The following is a 13,812-nucleotide window of genomic DNA, read 5'->3' as shown; positions in this document are numbered from 1 at the left end:
GCAGTATTAGCCAGTGGTGTACATCGACCTTAAATTCTTTAGGCACTACTTTTTCAAGCTTTTGCTCAACGGCTACAACATCTTTACCCATGGCGAGTTTAGTACGGTTAGAAACACGAAAAATATGCGTGTCTACGGCGATTACAGGCCAGCCAAAGGCGGTGTTGAGTACTACGTTTGCGGTCTTTCGGCCAACGCCAGGTAGGGCTTCTAGTGCTTCTCGGTTTTCGGGAACTATGCTGTTGTGTTCATCCACCAAAATTTGGCACATTTTATAAACGTTTGCCGCTTTAGAATTAAATAAGCCGATGGTTTTTATATAATCTCGCAGTGTATCGTGCCCTAAATCTAAAATGGCTTGTGGTGTGTTAGCCACAGGGAATAACTTTCGAGTGGCTTTATTAACGCCTACATCGGTTGCTTGCGCTGAGAGCGTTACAGCGACAAGTAACTCAAACGGGCTTGAGTATTCAAGCTCGGTTTCTGGGTGCGGGTTATCGTCGCGTAAGCGAGTAAGAATTTGGTGGCGTTTTTCTTTATTCATATTACTTAAGCGCACACCTTATTAATGTGCGCTTTTCCTATTAAGTTAAGCTAGTAACACGAGCACGAGGGCCTTTTTCAGGCTCTGGTGGGGTAACTTGTTTTGACTTTATTTGTGCGTCAATTACATTTTTAGCGGCAATAAGTAGCCCAAGACCTAAAAAGGCACCCGGTGGTAAAATTGCGAGTAAAAATTGATTATCAAAGCTAAATACTTCAATGCGTAAGCTTTGTGCCCAAGGGCCAAGTAACAAGTCGGCGGCATCAAATAAAGTGCCTTGCCCAATTAGCTCGCGCATTGCGCCTAAAACAACAAGCACAATCATAAAGCCCAAACCCATCATTAGCCCATCAAACGCCGATAAGTGAACTGGGTTTTTAGACGCGTATGCTTCAGCGCGACCAATAATGGCGCAGTTAGTAACAATTAACGGAATAAAAATACCTAACGACTGATAAAGCCCATAGGTATAAGCGTTCATTAATAGCTGCACTATAGTTACAAAGCCGGCAATAATCATGACAAATACCGGTATACGAATATCTTTAGGTACCCAATTTCGCACTATTGATACACTAATGTTAGAACCCACTAAAACAAGCAGTGTAGCCAGCCCTAAGCCAAGTGCGTTAGTAATGGTAGACGTAACAGCAAGCAGTGGGCAAAGGCCTAATAGCTGTACTAGGGCAGGGTTGTTGACCCACATACCGTCTTTATATAGTGTTTTTAATTCACTCATTTAGTTACCTCTACACATTGGGCATTAGGTGCTGCAAAAATAGCATCAAATTCACTTTGAGCAAATAATACGGCATTTTTTACCGAGCCAACCACAGCGCGAGGTGTAATAGTTGCACCGGTAAATTGATCAAACTGGCCACCGTCTTTTTTAACCGCCCAACGTGCATCGCTACTGCTTTGTACAGTTAACGTTTTAAAGCTAGTGATCCACGGTGATTTTTTAACTTCTACTTTATCGCCTAGGCCTGGAGTTTCTTCGTGCTTAGTGGTACGCACACCGGCAATACTACCATCACTTAAAACCGCGGTTAGTAAGTTAATATCACCACTGTAACCACTTGGCGTTACGTGCCTTACAATAAGGGCTACAGGTTCATTGTTTTTACGGGCACGGTAAACTATTTGATTAGCGTAAGGGCCTAGTCGTTCATCTGAAATAATAACGCAATCTGTTGTTAGCTCGTTGTCGTAAGTACTAGGGTCGAGCACTTCTTGTAATTGTGAAGTAAGGTGCAATAGCTCTTGCTCTGCTATTTTATCGGCGGTAAGCATATTAATAGAGGCAACCAGCCCTGTAGTCACTAATGCAAAAGCAGTTAAAATAGCGCCGTTTTTAGCCATAGAGGATAGTATCATTTTGCTGCTCCGTGGCCATAAGTGCGCGGCTGTGTGTAGTAGTCAATTAAGGGAACAGCAATATTGAGCAGTAATACACTAAAAGCAACAGCATCAGGGAAGCCACCAAAGGTGCGAATTAAATACACTAATAAGCCAATAGCTGCGCCATAAATTAAGCGCCCTTTATTGGTGGTGGCAGCCGACACCGGATCGGTAGCAATAAAAAATGCAGCCATCATAGTGGCACCACTTAATAGATGAAATATTATACCAGGCTCTGTACCGGGCGCTGCTATATAACCTATGCCACTGCACAGTGCTAAGCTTGCAATAAAACTTACTGGGATATGCCAGTTAATTATTTTTTCTTTTAAAAGGTATAAACCACCGGCTAAAAAGCCTAAGTTAACCCACACCCATCCATGTCCAGCCCACTCATTAAATATCGGCTTTTGCATGCTTTCGGTTACGGTTAAACCATGGGCAATATCTGTTTTAATAGTGTCCAGTGGGGTTGCCATAGTAATGCCATCTATACCTGCACGTACTTGATCTAAACTAAAACCGGTGGCAGTAAAGTCGGTAAAAACAACCCTAAGCTGCTCGGTAAAACCAATCGGAGTATTTAATAACTCGGTAATTGGCATCCACGCGGTCATTTGTACCGGAAACGAAATTAATAATAATACATAAGCGGCCATAGCAGGGTTAAATAAATTAAACCCTAAACCACCATAGAGCTGCTTAACTATAACGATGGCAAATAAACAGCCAATAATAACTATCCACCAAGGGGCTAATGGCGGAATGCTCAATGCAAGTAGTACTGCGCTAAGCCACGCGCTGCCATCACTTAACGCAGGCCAAACGGGGCGTTTGCGAAGTAGCATTACTGCAGCTTCAAATACACTTACAGCAATCAGCGCTAATATGAGCTGAATAAGCACACCTGTACCAAAAAAGATGATCTGAGCAATTAGCCCAGGAATACACGCAGCAATAACGCAAAGCATTAATCGGGTTAACGATTTATGGCTATGGCTGTGAGGCGAACTGGCCATGGTTAATTTCACGACTGATCATTTCCTTCTTTTTGAGACTTTTTGGCTTTTGCTCGAGCAATAGCAGCAGCTACTGCGGCTTTTTTCTTGTCATCGTTCGCTTTAGGCTCGTCGGCTTTAGTACTAGATGCGGCGTCGTTATTCTCAACAGCGCTCGTTACTTGCGCATCATCAGTTGTACTTTCAGCATCGGCTAATGCTTTTGCGGCCTTTTTCGCTTTGGCGCGAGCAATGGCTGCGGCTACAGCGGCTTTTTTGTCATCAACGGGTACATCGTTTTGCGGTGTATCGTCAGTTGTACTTTCAGCATCGGCTAATGCTTTTGCGGCCTTTTTCGCTTTGGCGCGAGCAATGGCTGCGGCTACAGCAGCTTTTTTGTCATCAACGGGGGCCTCGTTTTGCAGTGCATCATCAGTTGTACTTTCAGCATCGGCTAACGCTTTAGCGGCTTTTTTCGCTTTAGCGCGAGCTATGGCAGCGGCTACAGCAGCTTTTTTGTCATCAACGGGGGCCTCGTTTTGCAGCGCATCATCAGTTGTACTTTCAGCATCGGCTAACGCTTTAGCGGCTTTTTTCGCTTTGGCGCGAGCAATGGCAGCGGCTACAGCAGCTTTTTTGTCATCAACGGGGGCCTCGTTTTGCAGCGCATCATCAGTTGTACTTTCAGCATCGGCTAACGCTTTAGCGGCTTTTTTCGCTTTGGCGCGAGCAATGGCAGCGGCTACAGCAGCTTTTTTGTCATCAACGGGGGCCTCGTTTTGCGGTGCATCGTCAGTTGTACTTTCAGCGTTTGCTAGTTGTGCGGCCTTTTTAGCTTTAGCGCGAGCTATGGCTGCGGCTACAGCTGATTTTTTATCATCAGGGCTTGCTGGCTCATCACTTTGTGCTTTTTGCTCTTTATATTGTCGAGCTTGTTCTTTACGCAATGCGCGTTCTTTTGCTACTTCGCTATTATCAGGTTCAAGTGCATCGCCTTGTTGCTTTTTAGCTTTAGCACGGGCAATAGCAGCGGCTACGGCTGATTTTTCATCGCTATTAGCTGATTTACTTTTAACTCTTGCTAAAGCATCGGCTACTTTTTGTTTTTCGTCTGGTGTTTTAACTGCAGGCTTACGTTTATGGCGATTTTGTCGCTCAGCTTGTTCGCGATCAAGGCGCTCTTTTCGCGCATCAAAACGCTCTTTAGCACGATCTGCTTTAATTTTTTCTGCCTGCTGCTCTTTTATTTCTACCTTGGCTACCCGGTAGTACTGCACTAGCGGTATTTCACTTGGGCAAACGTAGGCACACGCGCCGCATTCTATGCAGTCAAACAAATTGTGTTCTTGTAGTTTGTCGTATTCTTTTGACTTAGCAAACCATTGTAATTGCTGAGGTAATAAAGAAGCAGGGCAAGCATCCGCACAGGCACTACAGCGTATACAGGCTTTTTCTGGGCCGGGCTCTGCAAGCTCTTTATGATCGGGCGCGAGTATACAGTTAGTGGTTTTTACCACGCCAATACGAATTGTTGGTAGGGTAAAGCCCATCATTGGGCCGCCCATAATTACTTGTTGCTGTGGTACCGGCGAAAAACCTTGGCAATCGAGTAAGTGCTTTATTTCGCTGCCTAATAAAGCCCATACATTTCCGGGTTTATGAATAGTATTACCCGTTACTGTGACTACGCGCTCAATTAAGGGTTTACCTTCATAAACAGCTTGTTGTATAGCAAATAAAGTACCGGTGTTATGTACCAGTATACCAACATCTGCCGGAATGCCATTATTAGGTACTTCGCGATTAGTAAGCAGTTTAATAAGCTGTTTTTCGCCACCAGAGGGATAAATAGTGGGCACTTTTTGCACCAATATTAAGCTATTATGCTCCGCTGCTTGTATCATTGCAGCAATTGCTTCTGGCTTGTTGTCCTCTATACCCACAATGCATAACGTAGGATTGAGCAGTTGTTGCATTAGCTCAATACCTTGCACTATTTGCTTGGCATGCTCGCGCATTAGCATGTCATCAGCTGTTATATAAGGTTCGCACTCAACCGCATTAATAATTAAAAACTCGATAGGTTGCTTAGTATCGGCTTTAACATAAGTTGGAAAACCAGCGCCTCCCATACCACTAATGCCCGCTTGATGAATAATATTAACAAGTTCATCGTGGCTTAGCGTTGCTGGGTTTTTAATTGGGTTAAGCTCGCACCATAAATCTTTACCATCGGGCTCAATTATTACACTAAGTTCAGGTAGGGCCGAAGGGTGCGCCGAAGGCATTAACTTTATGTCGGCTATTGTGCCTGAGGTTGGCGCATGCATAGGCACCGACCAGTTAGCTTTAGGTATGGTTAAAGCTTGGCCTTTTAAAACGTGCTGACCTTTCTCAACAATAAGTTTACCGTTAGCACCTATGTGTTGTTTAAGTGCAACTACGAGTTTGTCGGGTAATGGCAAGCGAGTAATACTGGCACTATTAGAGAGTGATTTTTGTTGTGGTGGGTGAACGCCGCCAGGGAATGGCCAAACGACCCCTTTTTTTATTTGTTCAAGTAACTTATCCACTCAAACCTCTAATCTATTTGTGTAACGGGAATTGCATTTAACTGCCATTTCCAGTTTTGTTTAGTTTCGGCTACAGGGAGCATATCAATGCAATCTACAGGGCAGGGCTCTACGCATAAATCGCAGCCAGTACATTCGTCAATTAATACAGTATGCATTTGTCGAGTTGCACCAACAATGGCGTCAACTGGGCATGCTTGTATACACTTGGTACAGCCAATGCATTCGTCTTCGCGAATATATGCCACAGTTTTAATTGGTTCAGCTTGCTCTCCGCCAGCTAAGGGCTTGGGATCAACGCCCATTAATTCGGCGAGCTTTTTCATAGTAGCTTCGCCGCCAGGTGGGCATTTGTTTATTTCGTCGCCATTGGCAATCGCTTCGGCGTATGGCCTACAGCCAGGGTAGCCACATTGGCCGCATTGAGTTTGCGGTAAAATGGTATCAATTTGCTCAACAATAGGGTTACTTTCTACCCGAAAGCGGATAGCGGCAAATCCTAAAATTAGGCCAAAAACTAATGCCAGTGAGCCTAGTGCTATTAATGCATAAAACAAGGTCATATTAAAACTTCACTAATCCGGTAAACCCCATAAATGCCATCGACATTAAGCCTGCGGTAATTAAGGCAATAGAGGCACCTTTAAAGGGGGTAGGAACATCGGCCGCTGCAAGGCGCTCTCGCAGGGCAGCAAACAATACAAGTACTAACGAAAAACCAACTGCGGCACCAAAGCCATAAACCGCCGACTGTAAAAAGGAGTGATCTTCTTTAATGTTAAGTAATGCAACGCCTAGCACAGCACAGTTTGTGGTTATAAGGGGTAAAAAAATACCCAGCAAGCGATATAAAGTAGGGCTTGTTTTACGTACTACCATTTCGGTAAATTGTACTACTACAGCAATCACTAAAATAAAGCTCATGGTGCGTAAATAGATAATATCCAACGGTATTAAAATATATTGGTTAACTAAGTAGCTGGTTACAGAGGCAAGGGTAAGCACAAAAGTGGTAGCCAAAGACATACCTATAGCCGTGTCTAGTTTACTCGACACGCCCATAAACGGACACAAGCCTAAAAATTGTACTAATACAAAGTTATTAACCAGAACAGTGCCAATCAATAACAATACATATTCTGTCATGTGTGCCTCGCGCTATTAAAATCCAATGCATTATCCTTTTTTCTGCCGAGATAAACAACATGTGGAGTAGTTATCAGTCAAATAAATAAGGTAAAATAATTAACGCATAATGAAGATGTAAAATTACTGTAATTTGTTTGTAGAGTTTATTTAACGTTATGGTTTTAGTATGGGTGACAGTACTGAAAATAAAGCAAAAAAGAGCAACAAGTGCTCTTTTTATTAATTAAATAACCTGAACTTGGGTTAACTACGCCCTTATATCAAATGTCTTTAGGTTTTTCTATGTAGTAACCTTGTACACCATCTAAGCACAGGGTTTCTATAATGTGCTTTTCTTCTTGGCTTTCGACCCCTTCAGCAAAAACACTTACACCAATCCTGTGTGCTAAATCGACCATTAAGCGCATAAAATATTGATTGTTTTTATCATCTTCTAGGCCGCGGGTATAACTGGCATCCATTTTAATAAAGTCTGGTTTTAAATCGCGGAAAAACTTAAACGATGTTAAGCCAACACCAAAACGCTCAACTGTTATGCGAGCACCCACGCGATGAATCATGTCAATAAAGCGTTTACTCGCTTTAATGTTTTGTTGTAGCCCAAATTCACTTACTTCAAAAACAAGTTTTGATGCAATATGGGTATCTTTTAATAATCGGCGTTCTAACCAAATTACAAACTGGTCGTTGTGCGCACTTGAAGGCGTAACATTTAAACCAAAAAACTTTTCTGAAAGATTTCGGCTTTTTATTTTCTCAAGTGATGAGTCAATAATTAGCCTGTCGATTTCTATAGCCATATCAAGTTTTTCGGCCATGGCTAAAAATGAGGCTGTAGGTAGCATTTGATTATCTTCGGTTTTAAATCGCACCTGAATCTCAGCATACGCTTTAATATTTTTGCCCAAAGGCATAATATTTTGCATTACTAAATGCACACGTTTTGCTTCAATTACTTCATTTATAACTTTGCGCCAATTTTGATTACCAAATCCAGCACTTACATTATTAATTAAATCGCTTTCGCGCTGTACATGCCAAGCGTTAGCATGTTTTGATTGCGCCATACTCATGGCGTTATCTACTACCGAAAGTAACTCACCAAGTGGTTTTGCTTTTTCGTAACCCACAATACCAGTATTAGCTACTGAGCTGAGCTCTTGGGTTTGTTGATACTGAGTAAAGCGAGATTGTAAGTTTTCACCAAAACGTTCGGCTTCTTTTAGCGGTATATTAGGTAATACAGCTACAAAATCAGAACTATTAAGTCTAAATACTTGGCTGCCAGTGTAGGTGCCACTAATGTGCTTAATAATATCAGCCACACCTTTAATGTATTCATCACCTTTTTGATAACCGCGGGTTTGGTTAATAGATTGCAGTTCACTACACCTAATTAAAGCGAGTGTACCAAAAGTGCTTTTTTCGCTGTTTTCTATATTTTTTTCATAATACTCAACAAACATATTCCGATTGCCTAAATCGGTTACACCATCTTTATAGGCTTGGTGTTTTATTGTGAGTGCTGCGTTTTGCAGATCTTCATTTTTACTTTTCAAAAAGTGCGATAAACGATTAAAGCTAGGAACTAAGCTCTTTCCTTGGCTTTTGAGCCTGCTTGTATCAAGGCTGACTTCTAGGTCATGATCTAACTGGTTTTGATTTATATAAACATCAATAACATCAGCCACGTCCATACTAATTCTTTTATTTACTCTATGAGAAAGGGTCTTCATTAACGCCACAGGAATAATAATTAAAAAAGTACTAACAAGCACAATAATAAAAAACGCGCTTTGTAATAAGTGTGCAAAACGTTGCACATTAAGTGTAAATTCTACTTTTATATCAGTATTACTACCGCTTACAAACTGGGGACGTACCGAGTTAAAATTTGTTTGTACAAATTCGGCAATAAAAGGCAGTGCAGGGGAGTGCGTTACTTTAAATACTTCAGCTCCTTGATTGTCTCTGAGGATGAAGTTTGCAAAAGTATCGTTATTAGTAATAGCGCGTTTAAAATTGTTTGTTGATATATCAGATAAAGTTAAACCATCTATATAATTTTGGACTGTAGCTTGTGCATTTTTTTGCGCTTCGTTAACTGTGTAATTAAAGCTAATAGCTATAAAATAACTACCAACGGCAACACATGCTAACCAAGAGAGTATTTGTATTAATATGAGTTTTTTAAAGCCTGCCATTTTTTCAATCTTTTAATTGTCAGAAAGGGAAGGAATCAAATCCTTGATTTATAAACTAATCGTAACACGAAAATTGAGTGAATATACTTTAGTTATTAATCAGAAAGGGTAGTAGATATTGAGAGGAATGTCTATGGAATTATTAGCAATTGGCTCCCCCTCCCCGACTCGAACGGGGGACCTGCGGATTAACAGTCCGTCGCTCTAACCAACTGAGCTAAGGGGGAACTAAAGTAGTGCTATTTTATGATTTGGCTCCCCCTCCCCGACTCGAACGGGGGACCTGCGGATTAACAGTCCGTCGCTCTAACCAACTGAGCTAAGGGGGAACTACTATCATAAACATAAACTTGGCTCCCCCTCCCCGACTCGAACGGGGGACCTGCGGATTAACAGTCCGTCGCTCTAACCAACTGAGCTAAGGGGGAATCGTTTATGGTTGAAAAACTTGGCTCCCCCTCCCCGACTCGAACGGGGGACCTGCGGATTAACAGTCCGTCGCTCTAACCAACTGAGCTAAGGGGGAAGCGTCTTGCCTTTCAACGGGGCGAAATATTAATGATCCAGCCGCAAAGTGTCAACACATAAAAGATCATAAATACAAAAAAGAACTCTATTCGTTGTTTTTGTGTTCGATCTGCACGTTTTATAGCACAAATGCCAAAATTAAAGCGCGTCATTTTTATGAAAAAGTACTTTTGTTTTTAAAAATTATTAAATTAAAGGGCGTATTTACTTAATTTAAAATATAAAAAACAGCCATTACACCTAAAAATAGCGCTCAATATTACAAAAACATTGCCGTAAAGAGCTTACACAGGCAGAGTGGTTTTTAAAATTTAACGCTTAAAATCGATTTAATACTTAAATTCCATAAAAAACGAATACGGCAAAAACTAAAAATATCTTTATTTAATTACTTATTAGTTAATAATTAGCCAATCGCAAAGGTTTGTACAAAAACAACACAATCAATAGCTTAAATAATTTTATTTACACCTTTAGGTTGCTCAATAAGGTGGTGATTGCAGCTAACAGCAAGCTTTACATTAAAGCCCAAGAAAGTTTTCATATTGGTAACGTGGATAAGTTTAATACGGCATTTTATTTGATCCGCTGTAACCCCTTTATAAATGCGGCTTTGAATGAGTTATCCACGGTTTCTGTGGATAACTCTGTTTATTAAACTTTATGAACTTCAGTACCCCCAGTATTTTAGGGGGCTGCAACGATTTCAAGTCTTTAAGAATGTTTTTTTAAATCATTAAAAAACAGTGTGTTACGAATTGATGCTGAAAGCGACTCTAACGATAAGTAAAACTTTTCGTGACGATAAAGTAAAAAAATATGTTGTGTGATAATGCACCATTTATGAAGCGTTAAATGTTATAAAAGTAATTTAAATGATCTATATTTGTTTTTTGGCGCTCTCAAGGTGAATTTATACGCTAAGGCTTGAAAACAAAGCTTTACTCCTTAGTTAGGTATTTAGCCCTCTATACTCAATAAAGCATGGCTTGAATTGCCCAGATGCTTTAAAATGTTTAGCTCAGTAAAAAGAGGCCAACTTATTCTATGCGCGTAATTTCAGAAAAACATACTCGCCCTGATTTACTCAATGATCCTATCTCGCCAACACTAAAAAAAATGACCATTCCAATGATATTTGGCTTGGTGTCGTTGATGATGTTTAACATTGTTGATACGTTTTTTATTAGCTTATTAGGAACAGAGCCATTAGCAGCCGTGAGCTTTACATTTCCGGTTACTTTTATGGTAATAAGCTTAGCCATTGGTTTGGGCATAGGCACTTCTGCGGTTATTGCAAAAGCCTTGGGCAGCCACAAAGTAAATGAAGCGCGTTTTGATGCCAGTATTTCTTTATTGGTGGCTGTGATTTTGGTACTTATATTATCTTTTTTTGGTTATGTGTTTATTGACCCTATATTTACTTTACTAGGGGCTGGTGAAAACGTATTACCGCTAATACATCAGTATATGAATGTATGGTTTTTAGGCAGCGTGTGTTTAATAACACCTATGATTGGCAACTCGGTATTACGTGCCAGCGGCGACACCAAAACGCCTAGCTTTGTGATGGGCGGGGCAGGGCTAATAAATGCCATTTGCGATCCTATACTTATTTTTGGCTTTGGACCTATTCCGGCATTAGGTATTGAAGGCGCTGCTATTTCCAGTGTTATTGCCTGGTCAGTAGCGGTAGTGGTTATTTTATATATATTACTAAAAAAACGTTTATTGAGTTTAAAAGCAGGCAAACAAACGGTTATTGGCTCTATTAGTAAAATATTAAAAATTGGTTTGCCTGCGGCAGGGGCAAATATGCTTACGCCAGTTGCAATGGCGGTAATGACCGCATTAGTGGCTCACCATGGACCCGAAGCGGTTGCTGCATTTGGGGTAGGGAGTAAAATAGAATCTATTGCCAGCTTGTTAGTATTAGCGCTTTCGATGACATTACCCCCATTTATAAGCCAAAACTTTGGTGCTAGTAAATTATCAAGAGTGAAAGACGCCTACACCGGCACCTTAAAATTTGTAATGGTTTGGCAGTTTATTATTTATATATTACTAATTGCTAGTGCAGGCGTGTTAAGCCAGTTATTTGGCAAAGAACAAGCCGTTATTGATGTTATAAAACTATTTATTTACACCATTCCATTAAGCTACGGCTTGCAAGGGGTGATCATATTATCAAACTCATCGTTTAATGCTTTACATAAACCGATGAACGCATTGTTTTTAAGTATTATTCGTTTATTTATTTTTTATTTACCCTTTGCGTATATAGGCAACGAACTTGCTGGCTTATTGGGGTTATTTATTGGCGCTGCTGTGGGTAACTTGTTTACCGCTTTGGTGGCCTATAAATGGTTTATGAAAGAGCTTGAAACATTAAGTAACCAATCGTTACAGGAGTGCAGTCATTGAGCGATCATTTTCAACTAAAGTCACACTTTAAGCCTGCGGGAGATCAGCCCACCGCGATTGCGCAGTTATGCGAAGGACTTGAGGCCGGGCTTGCTCATCAAACCTTGCTAGGTGCTACCGGCACAGGTAAAACCTTTACCATGGCTAACATTATTAACGACTTAAACCGTCCAACGATAATAATGGCACATAACAAAACCTTAGCCGCGCAACTTTACGGGGAAATGAAAGAGTTTTTTCCTAAAAACGCAGTTGAATATTTTGTTTCTTATTACGATTATTACCAGCCAGAAGCCTATGTGGTTTCTAGTGATACGTTTATAGAAAAAGACGCATCTATTAACGAACACATTGAGCAAATGCGCTTAAGTGCTACAAAGGCACTGCTTGAGCGCCGCGATACTATAATTGTAGCCTCAGTGTCGGCCATTTATGGTTTGGGCGATCCAAAATCATACATGAAAATGATGCTACTTTTAAAAGTGGGCGAAAAAGTGGATCAGCGCGATATGCTACGCCGCTTAGCCGAAATACAATATACCCGTAATGATGTAGACTTTAGCCGCGGCACGTACCGAGTACGTGGCGAAGTGGTTGATATATTTCCTGCAGAATCAAGCACATTTGCGATACGTGTAGAAATGTTTGATGACGAAATAGAACGCTTAAGTATTTTTGACCCCCTCACAGGCGCAATTGAAAAACACATAGTGCGCACCAGTATTTACCCTAAAACACACTATGTAACCCCGCGTGAAAAAATTCTTGGTGCTATCGAAAAAATACAAGAAGAGCTAAAAGATCGCCGAGCACAGCTATTAAGTGCCAATAAATTGGTAGAAGAGCAGCGCGTAACACAGCGTACGCAGTACGACATTGAAATGATGCGCGAGCTTGGCTATTGCTCGGGCATAGAAAACTACAGCCGTTACTTATCGGGGCGTACACCGGGCGATCCGCCGCCAACTTTACTTGACTATTTACCCGACGATGCATTAATGATTATTGATGAATCGCATGTAACAGTGTCGCAAATTGGCGCTATGTACAAAGGCGACAGAAGCCGCAAAGAAAACCTGGTTGAATATGGTTTTAGAATGCCATCGGCTATGGATAACCGCCCACTGCGCTTTGAAGAATTTGAAGCTATTTCGCCACAAACAATTTATGTATCGGCAACCCCAGGCGATTTTGAATTAGATCGCTGCGTAGGCGCAATTGCAGAGCAAGTAATTCGACCAACAGGACTGCTTGATCCACTTATTGAAGTGCGCCCAGTGGGGGACCAGGTTGACGACTTGCTTTCAGAAATTTATAAAAGTGTTGAGAAAGGTGAGCGGGTACTGGTTACCACGCTAACCAAACGTATGTCGGAGGATTTAACCGACTACTTAAGTGAGCACAATGTAAAAGTGCGCTACCTTCACTCAGATATAGACACCGTAGAGCGAGTCGAAATTATTCGCGATTTACGCGCTGGAGTATTTGATGTGTTAGTAGGCATTAACTTACTGCGTGAAGGCCTCGATATGCCAGAAGTAGCACTGGTGGCAATTCTTGATGCCGATAAAGAAGGCTTTTTACGCTCAGCGCGCTCTATTATTCAAACCGTAGGCCGCGCCGCACGTCATTTAGAAGGGCGCGCAATTTTATACGGTGATCGAATTACAAAATCGATGGCTAAGGCGATGGACGAAACCGCACGTAGGCGCGAAATTCAGCATGCTTATAATATTGAACACGGTATTGAACCACATTCGTTAGCCAAAAAGATTCTAGATTCGATGGACGTAGGCGAAGAAGCAGGGCCAAAAGATAACCTTAGACTCATTCGTAAAGAGTCTAAAAAAGTCCTTAGTGCTAAAGAAATCACAGTGCAAATTAAGCAACTCGACAGTAAAATGCACGCTTACGCCAGTGATCTAGAATTTGAAAAAGCAGCCTCAGTGCGTGATGAAATACACGAACTCCAACAACAGTTGATAAATTAA

10 protein-coding genes and 4 tRNA genes are annotated in these 13,812 nt (G+C 41.3%); 2 read left to right on the top strand and 12 right to left on the bottom strand.

Features of this window, described 5'->3' with window-relative positions:
• The 12 genes from nth to I6E78_RS15795 all read right to left on the bottom strand — a co-directional run.
• Positions 1–544 (bottom strand): endonuclease III (gene nth / locus I6E78_RS15850; protein ID WP_197182868.1); only part of this gene is annotated, 544 nt, incomplete at its 3' end.
• A gap of 40 nt (positions 545–584) precedes the next feature.
• The gene (locus tag I6E78_RS15845; protein ID WP_041454386.1) at positions 585–1,283 is read right to left on the bottom strand and encodes an electron transport complex subunit E; all 699 of its coding nucleotides are present in this window, start codon (positions 1,281–1,283) and stop codon (positions 585–587) included.
• The gene (rsxG, locus tag I6E78_RS15840; RefSeq protein WP_011327787.1) at positions 1,280–1,921 is read right to left on the bottom strand and encodes an electron transport complex subunit RsxG; all 642 of its coding nucleotides are present in this window, start codon (positions 1,919–1,921) and stop codon (positions 1,280–1,282) included. Before rsxG ends, I6E78_RS15845 begins: the two co-directional genes overlap by 4 nt.
• Positions 1,918–2,976 (bottom strand): electron transport complex subunit RsxD, encoded by a 1,059-nt coding sequence (gene rsxD / locus I6E78_RS15835; RefSeq protein WP_041454387.1) that lies wholly within the window; start codon positions 2,974–2,976, stop codon positions 1,918–1,920. Before rsxD ends, rsxG begins: the two co-directional genes overlap by 4 nt.
• On the bottom strand, positions 2,973–5,516 hold the full coding sequence (gene rsxC / locus I6E78_RS15830; protein WP_197182867.1) for an electron transport complex subunit RsxC: 2,544 nt from the start codon (positions 5,514–5,516) through the stop codon (positions 2,973–2,975). Before rsxC ends, rsxD begins: the two co-directional genes overlap by 4 nt.
• An 8-nt stretch (positions 5,517–5,524) precedes the next feature.
• Positions 5,525–6,079, bottom strand: a complete 555-nt coding sequence (gene rsxB / locus I6E78_RS15825) for an electron transport complex subunit RsxB (protein ID WP_011327790.1) — start codon at positions 6,077–6,079, stop codon at positions 5,525–5,527.
• A 1-nt stretch (position 6,080) separates the two neighbouring features.
• Positions 6,081–6,662 (bottom strand): electron transport complex subunit RsxA, encoded by a 582-nt coding sequence (gene rsxA, locus I6E78_RS15820; protein ID WP_197182866.1) that lies wholly within the window; start codon positions 6,660–6,662, stop codon positions 6,081–6,083.
• A 263-nt stretch (positions 6,663–6,925) separates the two neighbouring features.
• Positions 6,926–8,869 carry an EAL domain-containing protein gene (locus I6E78_RS15815; protein WP_197182865.1) on the bottom strand — a complete coding sequence of 648 codons (1,944 nt, stop codon included), beginning with the start codon at positions 8,867–8,869 and terminating at the stop codon, positions 6,926–6,928.
• A 150-nt stretch (positions 8,870–9,019) separates the two neighbouring features.
• A tRNA-Asn gene (locus I6E78_RS15810) sits at positions 9,020–9,096 on the bottom strand.
• Positions 9,097–9,121: 25 nt separating this feature from the next.
• Positions 9,122–9,198 (bottom strand) — tRNA-Asn (locus I6E78_RS15805).
• A gap of 22 nt (positions 9,199–9,220) precedes the next feature.
• Positions 9,221–9,297, bottom strand: a tRNA-Asn gene (locus I6E78_RS15800).
• A 21-nt stretch (positions 9,298–9,318) separates the two neighbouring features.
• Positions 9,319–9,395 (bottom strand) — tRNA-Asn (locus I6E78_RS15795).
• A 1,049-nt stretch (positions 9,396–10,444) separates the two neighbouring features.
• On the opposite strand from I6E78_RS15795, the gene I6E78_RS15790 reads away from it, so the two are divergent.
• Both I6E78_RS15790 and uvrB read left to right on the top strand, forming a co-directional pair.
• Complete coding sequence (locus I6E78_RS15790; RefSeq protein WP_011327795.1) at positions 10,445–11,821, top strand: MATE family efflux transporter; 1,377 nt, start codon at positions 10,445–10,447, stop codon at positions 11,819–11,821.
• Entirely contained in the window at positions 11,818–13,812 is a 1,995-nt protein-coding gene (uvrB, locus tag I6E78_RS15785) for an excinuclease ABC subunit UvrB (protein ID WP_197182864.1), read from the top strand. Before I6E78_RS15790 ends, uvrB begins: the two co-directional genes overlap by 4 nt.

This window comes from Pseudoalteromonas sp. NZS127 (genome assembly GCF_015864805.1).
In the GTDB taxonomy this organism is placed as follows: domain Bacteria; phylum Pseudomonadota; class Gammaproteobacteria; order Enterobacterales; family Alteromonadaceae; genus Pseudoalteromonas; species Pseudoalteromonas nigrifaciens.
Note: the sequence above shows the minus strand (reverse complement) of the source record. Positions and strands in the feature narration are given on the sequence as shown.

Coding starts and splice junctions, on each gene's coding strand:
- rsxA (WP_197182866.1), bottom strand. CDS start 6,662: ATGACAGAATATGTATTGTTATTGATTGGCACTGTTCTGGTTAATAAC.
- I6E78_RS15815 (WP_197182865.1), bottom strand. CDS start 8,869: ATGGCAGGCTTTAAAAAACTCATATTAATACAAATACTCTCTTGGTTA.
- I6E78_RS15790 (WP_011327795.1), top strand. CDS start 10,445: ATGCGCGTAATTTCAGAAAAACATACTCGCCCTGATTTACTCAATGAT.
- rsxG (WP_011327787.1), bottom strand. CDS start 1,921: ATGATACTATCCTCTATGGCTAAAAACGGCGCTATTTTAACTGCTTTT.
- rsxB (WP_011327790.1), bottom strand. CDS start 6,079: ATGACCTTGTTTTATGCATTAATAGCACTAGGCTCACTGGCATTAGTT.
- I6E78_RS15845 (WP_041454386.1), bottom strand. CDS start 1,283: ATGAGTGAATTAAAAACACTATATAAAGACGGTATGTGGGTCAACAAC.